Genomic DNA, 18,370 nt, shown 5'->3' with positions numbered 1-18,370 from the left:
ATGAGATGAGAGGCATCTTGACCGTCACACCCGCGCAACTGCGCGATCTCGCGAGCCGCGCCGAAGCCCTCGCCGCCGAGGTCCGGTCGCTGTGCGACAGCGAGCCCGCCGGCTCACCCGAAAGTGACCGGCTCCGGGCGGCGCGGCACGCCGCGGACTGGCTGGCGAGGGGCGGTGAGGACCTTCAGCGCGCGGCCGGAGACCTGGCCAGGCTGCGGTCCCAGCCCGAGCAGCCCTGTGGCATCCCGTGGGGCGTCTGCCCCGAGCACGGCAACACCCTTTCCGCCGCCGCGGGCGTCACCACCTGCCGGGTGTGCCGCCGTACCTGGAACGACGACCGGACCGGCCGGCCATGCCCCGAACCGGTGACCTGGAAGGTGACCGACCCGTCCGGGACGGAGACGAAGGTGTGCAACGGGCACGTCCTCGCCGCCCGCGCGGCCGTCCAGGCCGCCACCTTCACCCGCCTCGACACCGAGGGCGAGCGGCTGTGAGAGTAAACATGTATATCAAGTAGGAAATGTTGACATTCCCTCGCGGTCCGCGTAGTTTCATGATCATGATACAGGGCTACGCGGAACGGGGGAGGCGGCCGGCCGCGGTCGTGGTGGTCGGCGCCGGGCCCGCGGGCACGTGCGTGCTCGAACGGATCTGCGCCAACGCCCCGGACCTGATCGGCGACGGCGGCCTGGACGTGCACGTGGTGGACCCGTACCCGCACGGCGCGGGCCGCGCGTGGCGGGCCGGACAGTCCGAGCGGCTGCTCGCCACCTCGGCGGCCGGCGACGTGACCGTCTTCGCGGACGTGTCCCCGGACGGCGGGTCCTACGCGGACGGGCCCTTGCCCGGCGGGCGCTTCGCCGGGGCGTCACCGGCCGGCGGGCCGTTCGGCGACGCGCCGGCGCGCCGTCCCGGACCGGTCGGCTCGGGGCCGTCGCTGGCGGAGTGGCTCGGCCGCGAGCCGGGGTACGTCCCCGCCCGGTCCGAGGTGGGCCGCTACCTGGCGTACGCGTTCGAGCGGGCCGTGCGCGGGGCGCCGCGCGGCGTCCGGGTGCACCTGCACCGGGATCGGGCGGTCGGGCTCACCGGAGCCGCAGGCCGGGAGCGGGTGGAGCTGTCCGGCGGGACCCGGCTGGACGCCGACGCGGTCATCCTGGCGCAGGGACAGCACGGCGTGCGGCCGTCGCCGGACGAGGCCGGGCATGCCGCCTTCGCCGCCCGCCACGGGCTCCTGTACCTGCCCTCCGGGGACGCGGTCGACCCCGGGCCGCTCCCGGCGGGGGAGCCGGTGCTGGTGCGCGGCGCCGGGCAGGCGTTCGCGGGGCTCGTGGCGCTGCTCACGTCGCAGCGGGGCGGCCGGTTCACGAGCGGGCGCGGGGGCGAGCTCGTCTACCTGCCCAGCGGCGCCGAGCCGCTCCTGTACGTGGGCTCGCGGCGCGGCGTGCCGTACCAGGCCGGGCCCGGCCGCCCGCGCACCGGTCCGCCGCCCCTCCTGCCCAGGTTCCTCACCTCCGCCACCCCGCCGGAGGAGCTGCGGCAGGCCGTCGCCAAGGAGCTGGCGTACACGTACTACCACGAGCTGTTCACCGCGCACCCGGCGCGCACCCGGACGGGCTGGGACGCCTTCGAGGCCGCCTTCGAACGGGCCGAGTGGGGCGGCAAGGAGATGCGGGCGCTGGTCACCCGGTCCGTGCCCCGCTTCGCGGACCGGCTGAACCTGGACCGGCTGGACCGGCCGCTGCACGGCATGCGCTTCGGCGACCTGGCCGGGCTGCAACGGTGGATGCACGGCTACCTGGCCGCCGGACTGGAGCGGCGGGCGGACCCGGCGAACAGCGCGGACCTGGCCATGATCCACGGCCTTCGCTCCGCCCGTGCGGTCCTGGCGGACAGGGCGCCCGATCCGTGGTTCGAGCGGCTGTTCCGCTTCCTGGCCGGTGGCCCGCCCGTGTCCCGGCTGGCCGAGCTGCGGGCGCTGGCCAGGGCGGGCGTCGTCACGTTCCTCGGCGGCGGCCTCCGCGTGGAGCAGGACGAGCGGGTCGCCGGCTGGCGCGCGTCAGGCACCGCCGTGCCCGGCTCGGTGGGCGCGCGGGTCCTCGTCGAGGCGCGGCTGCCCGAACCGGACGTGAGCCGCGCCGCCGACCCGCTGGTCGCCGGTCTGTACGGCCGGGGCGAATGCCGTGAGACCTGGGGGCTGCTGGACGTACGCCTGACGGACCGGCGGCTGATCAGCCGGGCGGGCGACGTCCATCCCCGCCGATTCGCCCTCGGGCCGTGGACGGCGGGAGGCGCCGCCGGGTTCGCCCGCCCCGGCGGCGACGACGCCATGCTGCGCCAGGCGGACGCGGTGGCGCGCGCCGTGCTGACCCAGGTGGCGGGTGCCCGCCTGACCGCCGCGGCCTGACCCGCCGGGCGCCTTCGGACACCGCCACACCGGGCGCCGCGGCTCGGCCGAGCACGCGCTCGGCTCGTGGATCGCCGTTAGACTCCGGGGATGTCCCCGTACGGGGGCACGTCGCGATACTCCTGTGTCTGGCCCGGCCCCGTCCACACGCGGCCGCTCGGGTGGTAGTGCGGCTGCTCGGCGGCCAACCCGCCCCCGGGATTCCCGTGCACGGTCACCTTGGGCGCGAAATCGAACCTCAGGTCGTCCAGGTCCCGGTCCGCCTGCCTGGCGCGCGTGACGAGGTCGTCGGCCCATTGCCGGGACCTGCCGACCTCGCTCACGTCGAAACCGGGATGGTCCCTGGCCAGATCGTCGACGGCTCGCAGGTGCGTGCGGGCCTCGCTCACGCGGGCCGACACGGTGTCGCCGACGGGGCGCAACTCGTTGTACACAGTTCGGGCGTGGCGCTCCAGATCGGCCTGTTCCACCCGTGTCAGATAGGGGTTCAGCTGCGGCTGGTACCTGTACACGCCGCCGGTGTAGTCGTGGAAGTCCTCCGGGCCGAGCCCGCCCTTCAGCTTCAGCCTCGCCTGCTCGTACCGGCGGGCGTCCGCCAGATCGCTCGTGATCGTCCGGATCTGGCCCTCGCGGGTGAGCAGCGGGCGTTCGGCCCTCGCCAGAAGGGTGTTGGCCCGCTCCAGGCGGAATCCGATCGCCGGGCTGGCGCCGTTCGAGAGGTCAAGGCTCGCCTTCCGGGCGAGCTTCAGCTCGTCCGCGGTGATCTTCAGGATGCGGCCCTCCTTCGCGGTGAGGACGCGCATGTTGCTGTACATCTGGCGGGCCACCGCTCTGACCCGGGCCAGGACGGCCAGGCCCTGGGGATTGACGGCACTGGCCCGCATGGCCAGGGTCGCGATCACGGAGGCGGCGGCGATGCCCCCCGCCGCCCATACGACGGTCTTCCCCGAGACGGACACGCCGCCGGACGCGATCGCCACGTGGTGGGAGAGCTGTCCTGCCTCCGGCAGGACGCCCCCTTGGCCCGCCAGGTAGGTGCGCGTCGCGTCGGCGCTCCCACCCTGATCTCCACTGGCGGGCTGGAAGGCCAGCGCGCCGGCATTCTGGAGCTGCCCGTGAAATTCGGCGGCCTTGCCCAGCGCGTCGGCATGTCCGCTGACCGCGCTGGTGTCCGGGAGCGGGCTGATCCCGAGGAGACCGTAGTCGATGTCTGTCATCGCGCACCTCCCATGCTCACGCCTCGGGCGCTTGTCGGATGCGGCCGGTGGCTTCGGTGATGGCGTCCTCGGTCTCCCTGAACGTGGCCGCCCCCTTCACCTGTCCGTCGCCCGCGTGGCGCAGCCGCGTCTCCATCTCCCGGCACCTTTCATGGAGGTTCGAGACCAGCTCGCCGTACGGGCCGTTGATCTCCGGGAGGTCCAGCAGGCCGCCGCTCAGGCTGCCGCGCAACCCCGCGGCGAGCTGGGCGTACTCGTCGGCCAGAATCCGGTAGTTCCGACCCGCCGTCTCCCGTCCGCCGAGGCTGGCCGACACCTGTTCGCGATCACTTGGCACGCCCGTCATCTGTTTCCCTCCATGCGCCGCAGCATCTCGTCCAGGGTCGCGTTCAACGACGCGAAGTCGCGGAGGGACTGGACCTCGAGCTCGTCCAGCCGGTGCATCAGCTCGGCCGGATCGATGGCCTCCGCCTCCGCGTCGGGCGGAGGCTCGCCGGCACGCGCCATCTGATCCTGTTGTGCCGCCCGTACGGCTGAGACGACGTGCTCCGCGAGCTCCTCGGAACCCATGCGCAGCGATCGGGGATTCAGGCGCAGGTGTTCGAGCAGCCCATCGGCCCCGACCACGGCGACGACCTGGCCCGCGGCGGACTCGCCTCGACCGCGGGGCTCATCGGCTTCCTGATCGGCAGTCATGCACAACCTCCAGAACACTTCCGGGAAACCGGATCACGAGACGGCCGAAGATGATCGGCGCCGTCGGGGCCTCCCGGTCGGCTTGCAGGCTTGTCGAGGTGGGAAACGTCCCTCACGTCGACGGGCAGCCGCGCGTGATCATGGCAGCCAGTTATACATAACAGGCATGTAGGCGTCAAGGCCGGGCAAGGGACCGGCCGATCGCGGAACCCGGCAAGGGCGAAGCGCCTGGTCGTGCGGTTGTGACGCCGGCCAGATCAGGTCGGCAGGCGAGTCACGGTGCAGTGCGATGATCCCGGCTGATGCCTGCTCACGCGCCCTGGTGCGGCGTGACGCTCCTCTTGCCGACCGAGCCGCGGACCACGATGTGCGTGCCGAGGACGACATGCTGCGGCTGGCTGAGGTCCAGCGCCAGCCGTACGGCCGTTCGGCCCAGCTCCTCGGTGGGGATGTGCACCGTGGTGAGCCCGGGCACCAGGTCGGCGGCGAGCGGGATGTCGTCGTAGCCCGCGACCGACACGTCCTCGGGCACCCGCACGCCCGCCTCGCGCAGCGCGGCCAGCACCCCGGCGGCGACCATGTCGGTGCCCGCGAAGATCGCGGTGAACTCCGTCCCGGCCGCCAGCAGGCGCTTGGTGGCCTCGTAGCCGGCGCTTCGGGAGAAGGAGCAGGGCAGGACGAGGTCCGGGTCGTGGGGAACGCCGTGGTCCTCGTGCGCGCGGCGGAAGCCCCGCACGCGGAAGATCTTGGTGGTGTTCTGGTCCTCGGCGGTGGCGGCGCCGAGGTAGACGATCCGGCGGTGGCCGTGGGAGAGCAGGTGGCTGGTCATGGCGTAGGCGCCGGCCTCGTTGTCGTACTCGACCACGGTGGTCGGCACGTCGTCACCGAGCGGCGGACGACCGCAGAGCACGAGCCGCGAGCCGGCCTTGTCGAGGGCGTGCGCGAAGTGCGTCATGCGCCGGCGGTAGGCGTCGTCGGCCGAGCCGCCGCCGACCAGGATCACCGCGTCGGCGCGCTGCTCGCGCATGGCCTCCACCACCCGCAGCTCGCGCTCCGGATCGCCGTGCGTGGTGCAGACCATGCACAGCCGGCCTTCGGCCGTGGCCTGCTGCTCGACGCCCTTGGCGACGTAGGCGAAGGAGGGGCCGGTGACGTCGTCGAGCACGAAGGCGACCATCTGGGTGCTGGCTCCGGACAGGGCGCGGGCGTGCACGTTGAGGACGTAGTCCAGCTCGCGCATGGCGCGGAGCACGCGCGTGCGGGTGGCCTGCGCGACCGGGTAGTCGCCCTTGATCACCCGGGAGACGGTGGAGGCGGAGACCCCGGCCCGGGCGGCGACGTCGCGGATCGTGGCGCGCTCGTCGTCGTCCACGGCAGCCTTCCGCGGCGTGGGCGCGGCGTGCTGTGGGTTTCCCGGCTTTCGTGGCAAGGCGCACCTTTCCTCAGTCGTCAGGTCCTCAGTCGTCAGGCGAAGCGGTGGTGCCGAGCACGGCTCGCGCAGCACCACGCGAAGCGTGGCCCGGCCGGTCTCGGCAGCGGACGGGAAGTCCGGCGGACACGGCGAGTCAGAGCAGCTCGATTGTCGCGGACGGCGCGCTCGCGCGCCACACGGAGCCGCACCGTCCCATCAGGCCACGCGGTCCAGGTCGTCGTGGTGCACCCGGTGCGCCAGCGGCAGCCCGGCGCTCAGCCGTTCCAGCTCGTCCACGACGGCGGCGCCCATCCGTGACAGCTCGTTGCCGTGCGAGCCGGCGATGTGCGGGGTGAGGAAGGCGTTGGGCAGGTCGAACAGCGGCGAGTCGGACGGCAGCGGCTCCGGTTCGGTGACGTCGAGCATCGCGGACAGCCGCCCGGACCTGAGCTCGGTGACCAGCGCGTCGGTGTCGACCAGCGACCCGCGGGCGGTGTTGATGAGCACCGCGCCGTCCGGCATCAGCGCCAGCCGCTCGCGGTCGAGCATGTGCCAGGTCTCGGGGGTGGCGGGGGCGTGCAGGCTGACGATGTCGCTGCGGCGCAGCAGCTCCTCCAGCGACGCCTGCGGCACGCCCGGAACCCGGGTGTAGGGGTCGTACAGGCACAGGTCCAGGTCGTACGGCGCCAGCAGTTCGAGGACCTTGCGGCCGATGCGGGAGGCGCCCACGATGCCCACCCTGCGGCCGTTGTTGCCGATGCCCTGCTCGATCTTGGCGAGGGTGAAGGCGCGTTCGCGCCGGTAGCGCTCGTTGAGGGCGAAGACGCCCTTGCCGGCCAGCAGGATCGCGCCGACGGTGTACTCGGCCACCGGGACGGCGTTGGCCGCGGCGGCCGAGGAGACCAGCAGGCCGCGTTCCCAGCAGGCGGGGGTGACCAGGCTCTTCACCGAGCCGGCCGCGTGCAGCACGGCGCGCAGGCGCGGGGCGGCGGCCAGCAGCGCCTCGTCGAGCGGCGGGCAGCCCCAGCCGGTGAGGAGGATCTCGGTGTCGGCCAGCGGCAGGCGCGGGTCGTCGAAGCGCTCGGCCACCAGGGTGACGTCGATGTCGGCCAGCGTGTCCAGCCGCCGCAGCAGGGGCGCGGGGAAGAGCAGGGCGAGATGTTCCTCGCTCATGGCGAACAGCGCCTTCGGGCGTGGGGACACTGGGAAAGCCCTCCATTCGGGGTAGAGACCGGTTTCTAATCTAGGAGCACGGCCGAACATGGTCAACGGTCCGTCGTGAGGGATCATGCAAGCCCCGTACCAGGATGCTCAGGTTGCCTGAAGCCGTTGTGTAACGTCTCCGTAACGCAACCTTGAACGTGTCCGCCGCTCGGACGTAGCGTTCGCAGCGACCGGTTTCTATCAACGTCGAAACCATCTGCTGCCGCCTCGCGACGGGACTTCGGTGATGAGCACGCTACAGACGAGGCAAGAGCCTCAGACGAGACCGCCTTCCGGGCCGCCGGGCAGGCGCCGTGTCCGGCTCGGAGCGGCCCGCGGCAACTGGATCATCGGGCTGCTCGCGCTGCCGGCGGTCGTCTACTTCCTGGTCTTCAACTACCTGCCGATGGCCGGCCTGGTGGTGGCGTTCAAGCAGTTCGACGTCAATCTGGGGATCTTCGACAGCCCGTGGAACGGCCTGGAGAACTTCGCCTACTTCCTGGAGTCCGGGGACGCGGCGAGGATCCTGTTCAACACCCTCTTCCTCAACATCCTGTTCCTGGTCGCGACGCTGGCCGCCGGCATCATTCTGGCGATCATGCTGAACGAGATCCGCAGCACCTTCTTCAAGCGGGTCTCCCAGTCCGTCGTCTTCTTCCCCTACTTCGTCTCCCCGGTCGTGATCAGCATCATCCTGCAGGTGCTGCTGGCCGGGGCCTCCGGCGGGGGCGGGGCCGTCAACGACGCCCTCGGAGGTCTGGGGTTCCCCGCCGTGGACTGGTACACGGAGCCGGGACCGTGGCCGTGGATCCTCACCGTGGTGAAGATCTGGCAGCTCGGCGGCTACCTGAGCGTCATCTTCCTGGCCGCGATCACCGGCATCCCCGAGGAGGTCTACGAGGCCGGGATGATCGACGGAGCCTCGCGGGCCCAGATGGCCTGGCGCATCACCCTCCCGCTGCTGAAGCCCACCACGGCGGTCCTGCTCGTGCTGGGGGTGGGCCGCATCTTCTACGGCGACTTCGGCACCATCTACGCGATCGTCGGTGACAACGGCACCCTGTTCGACAGCACGGATGTCATCGACACCTACGTCTTCCGCGCCCTGCGCCAGCTCGGTGACTTCGGCACCACCGCCGCGGTCGGCCTGTTCCAGTCGGTGGTGGGTTTCGTCCTCGTGGTGATCGCGGTGCTGATCCAGCGCAAGTACTCCAAGGAGACCAGCATCCTATGAGCGCCAAGAAGCTGGAACCGTTCACCGTCGTCAGCATCATCGGCGTGGCCTTCGCCGTGCTCGCCTGCGCGATCCCGTTCTGGATGATCATCTCGGGCTCGTTCACCAGCGAGTCGGAGCTGGCCACGACCGGGTACAGCCTGTTCCCCGCCGCCTTCGACCTCACCGCCTACAAGATGATCTTCACGGGTCCGGCGGTGCTGGACGCCTACGTCGCCAGCGTCTTCATCACGGTCGTGGGGACGGCCCTGTCCCTGGCGGTGACCTCGGGGCTGAGCTGGGTGATCGCCCGCCGGTTGCCCGGCATCAGCCGGCCGCTGACCGTCTTCTCGTACCTGCCGATGTTGTTCTCCGGCGGCCTGGTGCCCCTCTACCTGCTGGTCACGCAGTACCTGAAGCTGCAGAACAGCTACTTCTCGGTGATCCTGCCGCTGCTGGTCATGCCGTTCCTGGTCTTCGTCCAGGTCAACGCCTTCCGCCAGCTCCCCGAGTCGATCTTCGAGTCGGCCAAGATCGACGGTGCGGGGGAGCTGCGCATCTTCTTCACGATCGCGTTGCCCCTGTCCAAGCCGATCCTCGCCGTCATCGGCCTCTTCTACGCCGTGCACTACTGGAACGACTGGTTCATGGCGCTGCTGTTCATCGACGACGTGCACAAGTTCCCGCTCCCCCTCGTGCTGCAGAACCTCATCTCCAACGTCTCGTTCACGCAGATGCTGCCGCAGCTCGCCGAGGCGGCCACCCCCGTCTACCAGCTCCGGCTGGCCCTCACCGCCGTCACCATCGGCCCGATCCTGCTCGCCTACCCCTTCGCCCAGCGCTACTTCGTCAAGGGCATCACCCTCGGGGCCACCAAGGGCTGATTCCGCTCCCCGCATCTCAGGAGTAACCGTGTCCCACCCCATCATGTCGCGGCGCCGCCTGCTGGCCACCGGCGGCGGCCTGTCCCTCGCCGCCCTTCTCGCCGCCTGCTCGGACTCCCAGCAGCCGCAGACCGGCGGCGGCGCCCGGAGCGGCGGAGCGCTCACGCTGAGCCTGCTGCTTCCCGGCGACGTGCCGGCCGGCTGGGACGCCGTCCTGGCCGAGGTCAACAAGAAGCTCCAGGCCGACCTGGGCTTCACCGTCAGGCCGCAGTTCATCCCGTGGGCCAACTACGGTCAGCAGACGCTGCTGAAGTTCACCGCGGGGGAGAGGTTCGACACCGCGCTGCAGGCGCGCTGGCTCAACATGTCCCAGCTCGCGGCCAGCGGCTCGATCGTCGAGCTGAGCGGCCTGCTGTCCAGCGGCAAGTACCCCAACCTGACCGCCACGATCGACCCGAAGATCATCGAGCTGAACCGCTGGGGCGGAAAGCTGTACGGCCTGCCGCAGATCAACTCGGTCGCCCGCTTCCACCACTTCGCCGTTCGTCAGGATCTTGCCGACAAGTACGGAATGAGCGAGATCACGGACTTCTCCGGGTTGGAGAGGTTCTGGTACACCGTCAAGCAGAAGAACAAGGACATCATCCCGATCGGGGTGAACTCCCGCATGCCCAAGCTGCTCGTCGCGTGGAACCCGGTCGGCTGGCTCAACCCCTCCATGTGGGAGAACCCCCGGACCAGCATCGTCTCCTTCACCGGCGAGTCGCTCGCCTTCGTCCTCGCCGCCGACGGCAAGCAGACCGGCTCCTCCCACCCGGTGCCGTTCTGGGAGGCGCCGGGCATGGTCGACGCGCTCCGCCTGGTCCGCAAGTACTACCAGGACGGGCTGATCAACAAGAACGCGCTCACCCTCGACTCCAAGGCGCTCGAATCCCAGCTCAAGGCCGGCCGCTTCGCCACCGCCTGGGCCATGACCGACGGCCTGACCTCGCAGCTTCTCCCCGAGCTGGCCAAGAACGTCCCCGGGGCGACGCTGGCCAACGTGATGCCGCTCAAGGGCGGCAAGGACGCCAAGCCGTACCAGACCTTCCAGGCCGACAACTTCCTCGTGCTCAACGCCAAGGGGCAGAACAACGAGAAGGCCATGCAACTGGAGGACTGGCTGTCCATCAAGGACAACCACGACCTGATCACCTACGGCGTCCAGGGCAAGGACTGGAACCCCGTCGGGGACGACAAGTACGAGATGCTGTCCACCTACACGTTCCCGGGCTTCGGGCTCTCCTGGCGGGCCAAGCTGGAGCGCCGGATCAAGGACATGACCGAGTCCGAGACGACCTGGTTCGACTGGGCGCAGGACATCGACAACTTCACCGTCGACCCGTACGCCAGCTTCGTCCCCGACCCCGAGCCGGTGAAGCGGGAGAACACCCAGATCACCGCGGCCATGACGCAGTTCGCCAACCCGCTGTTCATCGGCGCCGTCGATGTCGACCAGGGGCTGGACAAGCTGAAGAAGGCCCTGGACAGGGCCGGCCTGGCCAAGGTGCAGGCGGAGCTGGCCAAGCAGGCCGACGCCTACCTGAAGGGCCAGTGACCCATGGCGCACCACCTCAGCCGCCGAGCCGTGCCGGCGTCCGCCGGCACGCCGGCCGCCGCCACCTGGTTACGGAACGGCGAGAAGCGCCCGCACCATGCACGTGACCGGCTCCGGTCACGCCCGTGATCTCGTCACCGGCCGCCGCGTTCCGCTCGGCCGCCCGATCGAGATCGGACCGCTCAGCACCGTGGTGCTCTTCCTGGAGGACTGAGCTCGCATGATCCGCAATCCCGTCCTGCCCGGCTTCCACCCGGACCCGTCGATCCTGCGGGTGGGGGAGGACTACTACCTGGCCACGTCCACGTTCGAGTGGTACCCGGGCGTACGCGTCCACCACTCGCGCGACCTGGTGAACTGGCGTCCGCTGGGCGGCATCCTGACCGAGCGCAGGCTGCTCGACCTGTCCGGCGTGCCCGACTCCGGCGGCGTCTGGGCGCCGGACCTGACCCACCACCACGGGCTGTTCCACCTCGTCTACGGCGTGATGGACAACTACGCCCTCGGATACAAGGACATCGCCAACTACCTGATCACCGCGCCTTCGATCGAAGGGCCGTGGTCCGACCCGGTACGGCTGCCCGGCCGCGGGTTCGACGCCGCCCTCTACCACGAGGACGGCCGGAGCCAGCTGCTCACCATGGTCTTCGACTCCCGGCCGGGACGAGGGTTCGCCGGGATCGAGCTGCAACCCCTCGACGGCGGCAAGCCCGAGCTGATCCTGCCCAACCGCAACGTCACCGAAGGTCCGCACCTCTACAAGGTCGACGGCTGGTACTACCTGATGGTGGCCGAGGGAGGCACCGGTTTCGAGCACGGGATCACGGTGCTGCGGTCCCGCTCGCCGGCCGGGCCGTACGAGGAGGATCCGGCGGGGCCGATGCTCACCTCGCGGCACGACCCGAGCCTGGAGCTGCAGAAGGCGGGGCACGGCTGCCTGGTGCGGACGCAGACGGGGGAGTGGTACGTCGCCCACCTCGTGGCGCGGCCGTACCACAACCGCAGGTGCGTGCTCGGGCGTGAGACCGCGCTGCAGCGCGTGGTCTGGGAGGACGGCTGGCCGCGCGTGGCGGGCGGTGTGCCCGCCGTCGAGGTGGTCCCGCCCGCGCTGCCCGCCCATCCGTGGCCGGTGACCGAGGACTCCCCGGGCGGGCTCGGACCGGACTGGAGCACGCTGCGGCGGCCCGCCTCACCGGACTGGCTGGTCGCCGGCCCCGGCGGCCTCACCGTCCGGGGCGGGCAGTCCCCGTACGGCCTGCGCAGCCCGAGCCTGGTCGCCCGCCCGGTCACGGCGCGCCAGTGCTCGCTTGAGACGGTCATGCGGTTCGAGCCGGACAGCGTCCATCAGGCGGCGGGCATCACCGCGTACTACAACTCACGCAACTGGCACTACCTCGCACTGACCACCGACGGCCTGGTGCTGACCAGCAGCGACCGGGGCACCCGCACCGAGCGCCTGCTCGGCCCGGCGGGGCCCGAGGTCAGGCTGCGGGTGGAGCTCGACGGGCCGGTCGTGCGGTTCAACGACGGCCCCGAGCTGGACGCGACCATCCTGTCGGACGAGCACGCCGACGAGTTCGTCGACGGTCACGTGCGCTCGTTCGGCTTCACCGGCGCGTTCGTCGGACTCTGGGTGCAGGACCTGGCGGGTGAGGGCTGTGCCGCGCGGTTCGAGCAGATCCGGTACGACACGTGAACGTGTACGCGGAGACCCGGGGGAGTGAGGGACCCCCGCTGCTCCTGGTGCACGGCTGGGGCGGTGACCACCGGGTGTGGCGCGCGCTGGACTTCGGCGAGCGCCGGGTGATCGCCCCCGACCTGCGCGGCCATGGCAGGTCCCCGGCTCCGGCGACCAGGTATCGGCCGGTGGACCTGGCCCGCGACCTGCTCCCGCTGCTGGACGAGCCGGTGCTGGCCATCGGGCACTCCATGGGCGCCCAGGTGGTCACCGCGCTGGCGGTGGAGCATCCGGAGCTGGTCAGCGCTCTGGTGGTCGTCGCCCCCGCCTACGGCGCGGACGAGGCGGAGGAACGGCTCATCCCCGGGCGGCTGGCGGCGTTGCGCGCCGACGGCGCTGCCGCGGCGTCGCGGCAGCTCGGGCCGCTGCCCCCGCCGATCACCGGGCAACTGCTGGCCACACCCGGTCACGTGCTGGCCGAGTGCTACGCCGGGATGTACACCGTGCCGGGCGCGTTCGGGGTGCGCCGGGAGTCCGAGCGTTACCTGGCCAGGCGGACGTGCCCGGTGCTCGCCGTACACGATGTCCCGGAGGCGGCGCGGTGGGAGGCGGGACTGTCCGGACACCGGCGCTCGGCGACCGTGCTGTGGCCGGAAGCCGGGCACTTCCTGCACCTGGACCGTCCCGCTGCGTTCGTGGACCTGGTGGCATCCTGGGGCGACCGGCTCAAGACCAGGGACGACTGGCAGGACCTCTCGGTGGGGGCCCACGGCGACCTCGATCAACAAGATCGCTGACAAGTGAGAAGCCTACGACAGCCGGACGGGCCCGGGTCCGGGCGAGCGGCTGACGATCCTCGCCGCGCCACTGAACGCGCTCGAGACGGCATCCGTATCCAGGGATGGGCCGGTGCTTGCCCTGCTATGAGAGATAGTACGTCTCGCTCCCGACGACAATTGCCACGAACAGGATAACAAGGCCCGCCGCTTCTGTACGATCTTGGCCCAAGGGTGGGTTTTTACGAGGAGGCATCGTAGTGGCCGTGCCGACAAGGCTTGGGCAGCTGGCAGCGGTCGCGGCGCTGGCATCCGGCGCATTGGTCTCCAACGCCGGTGTCGCCGCCGCGGAGCCGTCGCCGGCCAGGGTCAGGGCCAAGCTGGTGAAGCTGAACGAGCGGGCCGACCAGATGGTCGAGCGGTACAACCAGGCCACCGAGGCGTACAAGAAGGCCAAGGAGAAGCACGACGTCCTCGACGCCGAGGTCGGACGCAAGGACGCGCGAGCGGAAGCGCTTCGCGGGGATCTCGTCACGGCGGCGGTCAGCGACTACCAGTTGGGCCCGATCACGACGTGGGGAAGAGTCGCCTACGAAGGCAGCCCGCAAACGATGTTGAGCGGCATGGCCTCCCTTGAGCAGATCGCGGACAGCCGGACGGCGAAGCTGCTCGCCTTCCGGGCGGCCACCAAGGACCTGCGCGACCGGCGCGACGAGGCCCGGAGCGTGCTGGCGGAGGCCGAAACGGCCCGCGAGAAGGTACGCGGGGAGAAGGCGAAGGTCGACAAGCTGGTGGCCGAGCAGACCAGGCTGTTGCGGAGGCTGGGCACGTTCCGGGCCGGCGACCCCGACAGCACGGGCATCACGTACACCGGACCGGCCTCCGGCAACGCGCTCGTGGCCCTCCAGTTCGCCTTCGCCCAGGTCGGCAAGCCGTACCGGTACGGCGGCACCGGACCGGGCTCCTTCGACTGCTCCGGCCTGACCCAGGCCGCCTGGCGTACCGCAGGGGTCGCGTTGCCCCGGACGACGTGGACGCAGTGGAGCTGGGGCGCGTCCCGCCGGGTCCCCCTGGACGCGTTGCGCCCCGGGGACCTTCTCTTCAGCAGAGGGCTGGGACACATGGGCATGTACGCGGGCAACGGGAAGATGGTCCACGCACCGCAGACCGGCGACGTCGTCAAGGTGGTCGACCTGGACGACTACTGGCGCAACCGCCTGCTCGGTGCCGTCCGCCCTTGACGGGCCAGGCCGGGGCGTCCGCGAAGGAGGTCAGCGGGTGAAGGCGGTGGAGGCGCGTTCGATGAGGTCGGGCTGGAAGATGACCTGGCGGTGCTCGTGGAAGTCCGGGTGGTTGGCCTCCTCCAGGAGCATGAGCGCGCCGGTGTGGCCGAGCTGCTCGCGCGGCTGCCTGATCGACGACAGCGGCACCGCCGCCGCGGCCGCGAAGTCGATGTCGTCGTAGCCCAGGATCGCGACGTCGTCCGGCACCCGCAGGCCGTACTGTGTCAGCTGCTGCAGCACGCCGAGCGCGACCAGGTCGTTGGCGCAGAACACCGCCGTCGGCCGGTCGCCGGGGGGCCGGGCGGCGATCTCCCTGCCGGCCGTGCGGCCGGTGCCCACGGTGAGGTCCGGCAGCGGGATGACGGTCAGCTCGTCCGCCGGCGACAGCACGCCGGCCAGGCCGCGGTGGCGCTCCTCCACCTGGCGGACGGTGAACGGCCCGCCCGCGAACGCGATGCGGCGATGCCCCCGCTCCCGCAGGTGCAGGCCGGCCAGCCGGCCGCCGAGCACGTCGTCGGAGGCGACGGCGCACCCCCGGCCGTGCCGCGACGAGCTGTCGAACAGCACCACCGGGATGCCGCGGGACACGAGCCTGCCCAGCCGCTGCTCCTGGCCCTCGGCGTTCACCGGCGTGATCAGCACCCCGAAGGGGCGCTCCTCCTCGAACATCTCCAGCAGCCGCGCCTCGCGGGCGGCGTCCTTGCTGCTGTTGACCACCATCACGTTGAGGTCCGCGGTCTCGGCCGCGCTCTCGACGCCGCGCAGCACGTCGATGACGAACGGGTTCGACAGGTCGAGCGCGACCACGCCGATGGTCCTGCTGCGCCCGGCCCGCAGGTGACGCGCCGAGCCGTTGCGGACGTAGCCGAGCTGGGTGACCGCCGTCTGAACCCGCAGCCGCGTCTCGGGAGCCACCAGCTCGGGGCGGTTGAGCACGTTGCTCACGGTGCCGACGGAGACGCCGGCGAGGCGCGCGACCTCTTTGATGCTCGACATCGTTCCTCGTCTGGTGGGCGTTCCTCGTGCGGTGAGCCGCGTGCCGGATGGGCGGGTGAGCGGGCGTGGGCGGGCCGTGCGGGTCACGCGCGTCTGTGGGATGGAGACCGGCGCCGGATCGTGCCGGCTCTGGCGCGCCGAGGGCCCGCATGATCATAGCGCAAGCCCGACGGCCTCATCGAAACGATTTTACCGCGTTAAGGCGATTGTCTTATTAAGGCGGCTGCCTTAACGTCGAACATGATCAGACATCGACATGAGGGGGCGTCATGACCGAGTCCGTGCCGACCTATCCCTTCGACCGGAAGGAGACCCTGGAGCCGCCGCGCGAGTGGAGCGAGCTGCAGGAGCGGTGTCCCGTGGCGCACGTGCGGCTGCCCAGCGGCGACACCGCCCAGCTCGTCACCCGTTACGACGACGTGCGCGCGCTGCTCACCGACCCGCGCTTCCAGCGCGGCGGCCAGAACGCCGCACGGGTGGCGACCACGCAGGACGGCGGCCTGTTCGCCCGCAACACCATGAGCATCACCGAGGGCGAGGGTCACCGGCGGTGGCGGCGGCTGCTCACCCGCTCGTTCACCATCAAGAAGATCGAGGCGTGGCGACCCCGCGTCCAGCGGATGGCCGACGACCTGGTCGACGCCATGCTGGAGGCCGGGCCGCCGGCCGACCTGTCGGCCCGGCTGGGCCTGCCGCTGCCGGTGCAGGTCATCTGCGCCCTGGTGGGCGCCCCGGCCGAGGACCAGGACAGGTTCGCGCACTGGTCGCAGGTCATGCTGACCCTGACGCGCCACACCCAGGACGAGGTGCAGCGGGCGTACGAGGAGTTCGACGCGTACGTGTCCGACCTGGTCGACGCCAGGCGCGCCGACCCCGGCGACGACCTGCTCAGCGAGCTGACCCAGGTCTCCGACAGCGAGGACGGCCGGCTCAGCCACGAGGAGCTGATCGCGACCGTGCGGGCGCTGCTGCTGGCCGGGCACGAGACCACGTCCAACATGATCGTCATCATGACCGCGATGCTCCTGTCGGAGCGCGAGCGCTACCAGGCGGTGATCGACGACCCGGGCCTCATCCCCGGCACGGTCGAGGAGGTGCTGCGCCTCGACAGCACGCTCAGCGTGGTCGGCTTCCCCCGGGTCGCCGGCGAGGACCTCGAGGTCGGCGGCGTCCCGGTGGCCGCGGGCAGCACCCTCATCCCGTGCCGCCCCGCCGCCAACCGGGACCCGCGCAAGTTCGACGACCCCGACCGCTTCGACCCGCTCCGGACCAACGCCAACCAGCACCTCACCTTCGGGGCGGGCCCGCACTTCTGTCTCGGCCAGCCGCTGGCCCGCCTGGAGCTGCAGGTGGTGCTCGACACGCTGACCCGCCGGCTGCCCACCCTCGCGCTGCGCGACGGCGCCGAGGCGCTGCGCCTGCGCACCGGCCTGCTGTCGGGCGGCCTGGAGAACGTCTGGGTGACCTGGTGAGCGGGTCACGACGACCGTGACGGTCTCGACATGCACGATATGCACGACATGCGAGACATGAGGGTCGTCGCGGACCGGAGCGGGGCGCTTCCCCCCGCTCCGGCGAGCGCGTCCTCGCCGCGCTCCGCCACCGCGAGGACTCTCATCATGCGCGCCGCCGAGAGGCTCTACGCCACCCGCGGCCTCGCCGGTGTGTCGATCCGGCAGATCGGCGAGGCCGCCGGGCAGCGCAACAAGTCAGCGGTTCAGTACCACTTCACCGGGCGCGACGCGCTCATCAAGGCGGTCCTCGCCGAGCACGCCGACGCGATCGAGCGGCACCGGCTGGCCATGATGAGCGCGCTCGGCGACCCGGCCGGCATGTCGCTGCGCGACCAGCTCCGCTGCGCCGTGCTGCCCCGCATCGAGCACCAGATCGACCTCGGAACCCCGTCCTGGTACGCCCGGTTCCTCGCCCAGATCGTCGTCGAGCCGGCCCTGCGGGAGCACGCCGTCCGCGCGCACCTGGACACCCCGTCCCTGCGCCGCCTGTACGACGCCATCCACGCCGCGCGGGCGGCCGTACGCGCCGGGAACGCAGGAGTGGCGGAGCGCGACCCCGGTGCGACCGCGCGCCGGGAGGCCATGACCCGCCAGCTCATCGTGCACATGTGCGCCGAGTTGGAGACGGACCTGGCGGCCGGCCGCGCCCGCGCCGAGGCGGCGGCCCAGGCGTGGCGCCGCCTCGGTGACGACCTGGTCACGGCCCTGTGCGGCATGGTCGGAGCCCTGGACGCGGACGACCCGGCCGCGGGCGCCTCCGGCGAGGACCTCCGGGGGAGCCGCCCGCCGGAACGGTGACGGGCGGCCGGCCCCGCGGCACGGTCACCTCACGGGTAGGACGTTCTGCGCGTAGCGGCCCGACACGTTGCCCGGCGCCTGGTAGGCGCACGCGATGTACGTCTCGTAGCCCCGGGTGCCCTGGCCGGCGGCCCGGGCGCAGCCGAGCCGGGTCGTGCCCTTCCAGACGACCTGGGTGAAGAAGCCCGTGCGGGAGGAGAACCCCGGGGCCCGGAAGTCGTAGGACCCGACGCCGGCGTACCACTTCTTCACCGCGTCCGCGCAGGTCGCCGCCCGACCGGAGGAGGTCAGGAACCAGTGGATGTTCTGGCCGTACCCGGGATCCCTGCCGGCCTGTTGGAGGCCCTCGTACCGGCTGAGTTCGGTCACCCGCCGGCTGGCGTGGTCGACGAGTCCCTGGTCGGTCGTGAGGGCGGGCGCGCCGTGGCGGGCGCGGAAGGCGTTGTGGGTGGCGAGGCATTGGCTCTGGAAGGCCGCGTCCGTGCGGAGCGGCAGGGGCGGGCGGGCCCGCGTCGCCTCGGCGGGCCCCGCCACGGCCGTGAGCGCGGTCACGAGCGCGACCCCGGCGCCCACCGTCGTGGTGGCCTTGATCGTCCGTCCAGTGAGTCGGGACATCTCATCTCCAATCTGCCCACGCCTCGGTCAGGCGGTCCTGCCTGGTGAGAGGCGAGGCGAGGGACAGATCGAAAGTCTCACCACG

17 protein-coding genes are annotated in these 18,370 nt (G+C 71.4%); 10 read left to right on the top strand and 7 right to left on the bottom strand.

Features of this window, described 5'->3' with window-relative positions; all coding sequences use genetic code 11:
- The first annotated feature begins 17 nt into the window (after positions 1 to 17).
- Positions 18 to 494: a hypothetical protein gene (locus AB0H64_RS27990; RefSeq protein WP_357630208.1), complete on the top strand. Its 477-nt coding sequence runs from the start codon at positions 18 to 20 to the stop codon at positions 492 to 494.
- Between the two features lie 59 nt (positions 495 to 553).
- Positions 554 to 2,404 (top strand): FAD/NAD(P)-binding protein, encoded by a 1,851-nt coding sequence (locus AB0H64_RS27985; protein ID WP_357630207.1) that lies wholly within the window; start codon positions 554 to 556, stop codon positions 2,402 to 2,404.
- 77 nt (positions 2,405 to 2,481) lie between these two features.
- On the opposite strand, the gene AB0H64_RS27980 is transcribed toward AB0H64_RS27985, so the two are convergent.
- From AB0H64_RS27980 to AB0H64_RS27960, 5 genes are all read right to left on the bottom strand, one after another.
- Complete coding sequence (locus AB0H64_RS27980; protein ID WP_357630204.1) at positions 2,482 to 3,621, bottom strand: hypothetical protein; 1,140 nt, start codon at positions 3,619 to 3,621, stop codon at positions 2,482 to 2,484.
- 16 nt (positions 3,622 to 3,637) lie between these two features.
- The gene (locus AB0H64_RS27975) at positions 3,638 to 3,967 is read right to left on the bottom strand and encodes a hypothetical protein (protein ID WP_357630201.1); all 330 of its coding nucleotides are present in this window, start codon (positions 3,965 to 3,967) and stop codon (positions 3,638 to 3,640) included.
- Positions 3,964 to 4,317, bottom strand: coding sequence for a hypothetical protein (locus AB0H64_RS27970; RefSeq protein ID WP_357630198.1), 354 nt, complete (start codon positions 4,315 to 4,317; stop codon positions 3,964 to 3,966). Before AB0H64_RS27970 ends, AB0H64_RS27975 begins: the two co-directional genes overlap by 4 nt.
- Positions 4,318 to 4,627: 310 nt before the next feature.
- A complete protein-coding gene (locus AB0H64_RS27965; RefSeq protein WP_357630196.1) occupies positions 4,628 to 5,689 on the bottom strand; it encodes a LacI family DNA-binding transcriptional regulator in 1,062 nt (353 codons plus the stop codon).
- Positions 5,690 to 5,944: 255 nt separating this feature from the next.
- A complete protein-coding gene (locus AB0H64_RS27960; protein WP_357630193.1) occupies positions 5,945 to 6,931 on the bottom strand; it encodes a hydroxyacid dehydrogenase in 987 nt (328 codons plus the stop codon).
- 247 nt (positions 6,932 to 7,178) lie between these two features.
- Here AB0H64_RS27960 and AB0H64_RS27955 point away from each other — a divergent pair, with 247 nt between their 5' ends.
- The 6 genes from AB0H64_RS27955 to AB0H64_RS27930 all read left to right on the top strand — a co-directional run bounded on the left by AB0H64_RS27955 (position 7,179) and on the right by AB0H64_RS27930 (position 14,320).
- Entirely contained in the window at positions 7,179 to 8,165 is a 987-nt protein-coding gene (locus AB0H64_RS27955; protein ID WP_357630190.1) for an ABC transporter permease subunit, read from the top strand.
- Entirely contained in the window at positions 8,162 to 9,028 is an 867-nt protein-coding gene (locus tag AB0H64_RS27950) for a carbohydrate ABC transporter permease (RefSeq protein ID WP_357630187.1), read from the top strand. The genes AB0H64_RS27955 and AB0H64_RS27950 overlap by 4 nt, the downstream gene beginning before the upstream one ends.
- Positions 9,029 to 9,056: 28 nt before the next feature.
- Positions 9,057 to 10,625 carry a DUF3502 domain-containing protein gene (locus tag AB0H64_RS27945; protein WP_357630185.1) on the top strand — a complete coding sequence of 523 codons (1,569 nt, stop codon included), beginning with the start codon at positions 9,057 to 9,059 and terminating at the stop codon, positions 10,623 to 10,625.
- Positions 10,626 to 10,845: 220 nt separating this feature from the next.
- The gene (locus AB0H64_RS27940; protein WP_357630182.1) at positions 10,846 to 12,321 is read left to right on the top strand and encodes a glycoside hydrolase family 43 protein; all 1,476 of its coding nucleotides are present in this window, start codon (positions 10,846 to 10,848) and stop codon (positions 12,319 to 12,321) included.
- The gene (locus AB0H64_RS27935) at positions 12,318 to 13,100 is read left to right on the top strand and encodes an alpha/beta hydrolase (RefSeq protein ID WP_357630179.1); all 783 of its coding nucleotides are present in this window, start codon (positions 12,318 to 12,320) and stop codon (positions 13,098 to 13,100) included. The genes AB0H64_RS27940 and AB0H64_RS27935 overlap by 4 nt, the downstream gene beginning before the upstream one ends.
- 245 nt (positions 13,101 to 13,345) lie before the next feature.
- Positions 13,346 to 14,320 (top strand): C40 family peptidase, encoded by a 975-nt coding sequence (locus AB0H64_RS27930; RefSeq protein ID WP_357630177.1) that lies wholly within the window; start codon positions 13,346 to 13,348, stop codon positions 14,318 to 14,320.
- A gap of 30 nt (positions 14,321 to 14,350) precedes the next feature.
- Here the strand turns inward: AB0H64_RS27930 and AB0H64_RS27925 are convergent, their stop codons facing one another.
- On the bottom strand, positions 14,351 to 15,358 hold the full coding sequence (locus tag AB0H64_RS27925) for a LacI family DNA-binding transcriptional regulator (RefSeq protein WP_357630174.1): 1,008 nt from the start codon (positions 15,356 to 15,358) through the stop codon (positions 14,351 to 14,353).
- Between the two features lie 269 nt (positions 15,359 to 15,627).
- Between AB0H64_RS27925 and AB0H64_RS27920 the strand changes: the two genes are divergently transcribed.
- Positions 15,628 to 16,830 carry a cytochrome P450 gene (locus tag AB0H64_RS27920; protein WP_357630171.1) on the top strand — a complete coding sequence of 401 codons (1,203 nt, stop codon included), beginning with the start codon at positions 15,628 to 15,630 and terminating at the stop codon, positions 16,828 to 16,830.
- A gap of 147 nt (positions 16,831 to 16,977) precedes the next feature.
- Positions 16,978 to 17,670 (top strand): TetR family transcriptional regulator, encoded by a 693-nt coding sequence (locus AB0H64_RS27915; RefSeq protein ID WP_357630168.1) that lies wholly within the window; start codon positions 16,978 to 16,980, stop codon positions 17,668 to 17,670.
- A 24-nt stretch (positions 17,671 to 17,694) separates the two neighbouring features.
- Here the strand turns inward: AB0H64_RS27915 and AB0H64_RS27910 are convergent, their stop codons facing one another.
- Positions 17,695 to 18,285, bottom strand: coding sequence for a CAP family protein (locus tag AB0H64_RS27910; RefSeq protein ID WP_357630165.1), 591 nt, complete (start codon positions 18,283 to 18,285; stop codon positions 17,695 to 17,697).
- Positions 18,286 to 18,370 lie beyond the last annotated feature (85 nt).

Origin of the sequence: Nonomuraea sp. NPDC050733 (genome assembly GCF_040654215.1) — a bacterium.
Classification (GTDB): domain Bacteria; phylum Actinomycetota; class Actinomycetes; order Streptosporangiales; family Streptosporangiaceae; genus Nonomuraea.
Note: the sequence above shows the minus strand (reverse complement) of the source record. Positions and strands in the feature narration are given on the sequence as shown.

Excerpts from the sequence above, each read along its gene's own strand:
- AB0H64_RS27950 (WP_357630187.1), top strand. The coding sequence starts at position 8,162 with ATGAGCGCCAAGAAGCTGGAACCGTTCACCGTCGTCAGCATCATCGGC.
- AB0H64_RS27975 (WP_357630201.1), bottom strand. The coding sequence starts at position 3,967 with ATGACGGGCGTGCCAAGTGATCGCGAACAGGTGTCGGCCAGCCTCGGC.
- AB0H64_RS27940 (WP_357630182.1), top strand. The coding sequence starts at position 10,846 with ATGATCCGCAATCCCGTCCTGCCCGGCTTCCACCCGGACCCGTCGATC.
- AB0H64_RS27910 (WP_357630165.1), bottom strand. The coding sequence starts at position 18,285 with ATGTCCCGACTCACTGGACGGACGATCAAGGCCACCACGACGGTGGGC.
- AB0H64_RS27915 (WP_357630168.1), top strand. The coding sequence starts at position 16,978 with ATGCGCGCCGCCGAGAGGCTCTACGCCACCCGCGGCCTCGCCGGTGTG.
- AB0H64_RS27920 (WP_357630171.1), top strand. The coding sequence starts at position 15,628 with ATGACCGAGTCCGTGCCGACCTATCCCTTCGACCGGAAGGAGACCCTG.
- AB0H64_RS27955 (WP_357630190.1), top strand. The coding sequence starts at position 7,179 with ATGAGCACGCTACAGACGAGGCAAGAGCCTCAGACGAGACCGCCTTCC.
- AB0H64_RS27925 (WP_357630174.1), bottom strand. The coding sequence starts at position 15,358 with ATGTCGAGCATCAAAGAGGTCGCGCGCCTCGCCGGCGTCTCCGTCGGC.
- AB0H64_RS27980 (WP_357630204.1), bottom strand. The coding sequence starts at position 3,621 with ATGACAGACATCGACTACGGTCTCCTCGGGATCAGCCCGCTCCCGGAC.
- AB0H64_RS27970 (WP_357630198.1), bottom strand. The coding sequence starts at position 4,317 with ATGACTGCCGATCAGGAAGCCGATGAGCCCCGCGGTCGAGGCGAGTCC.
- AB0H64_RS27985 (WP_357630207.1), top strand. The coding sequence starts at position 554 with ATGATCATGATACAGGGCTACGCGGAACGGGGGAGGCGGCCGGCCGCG.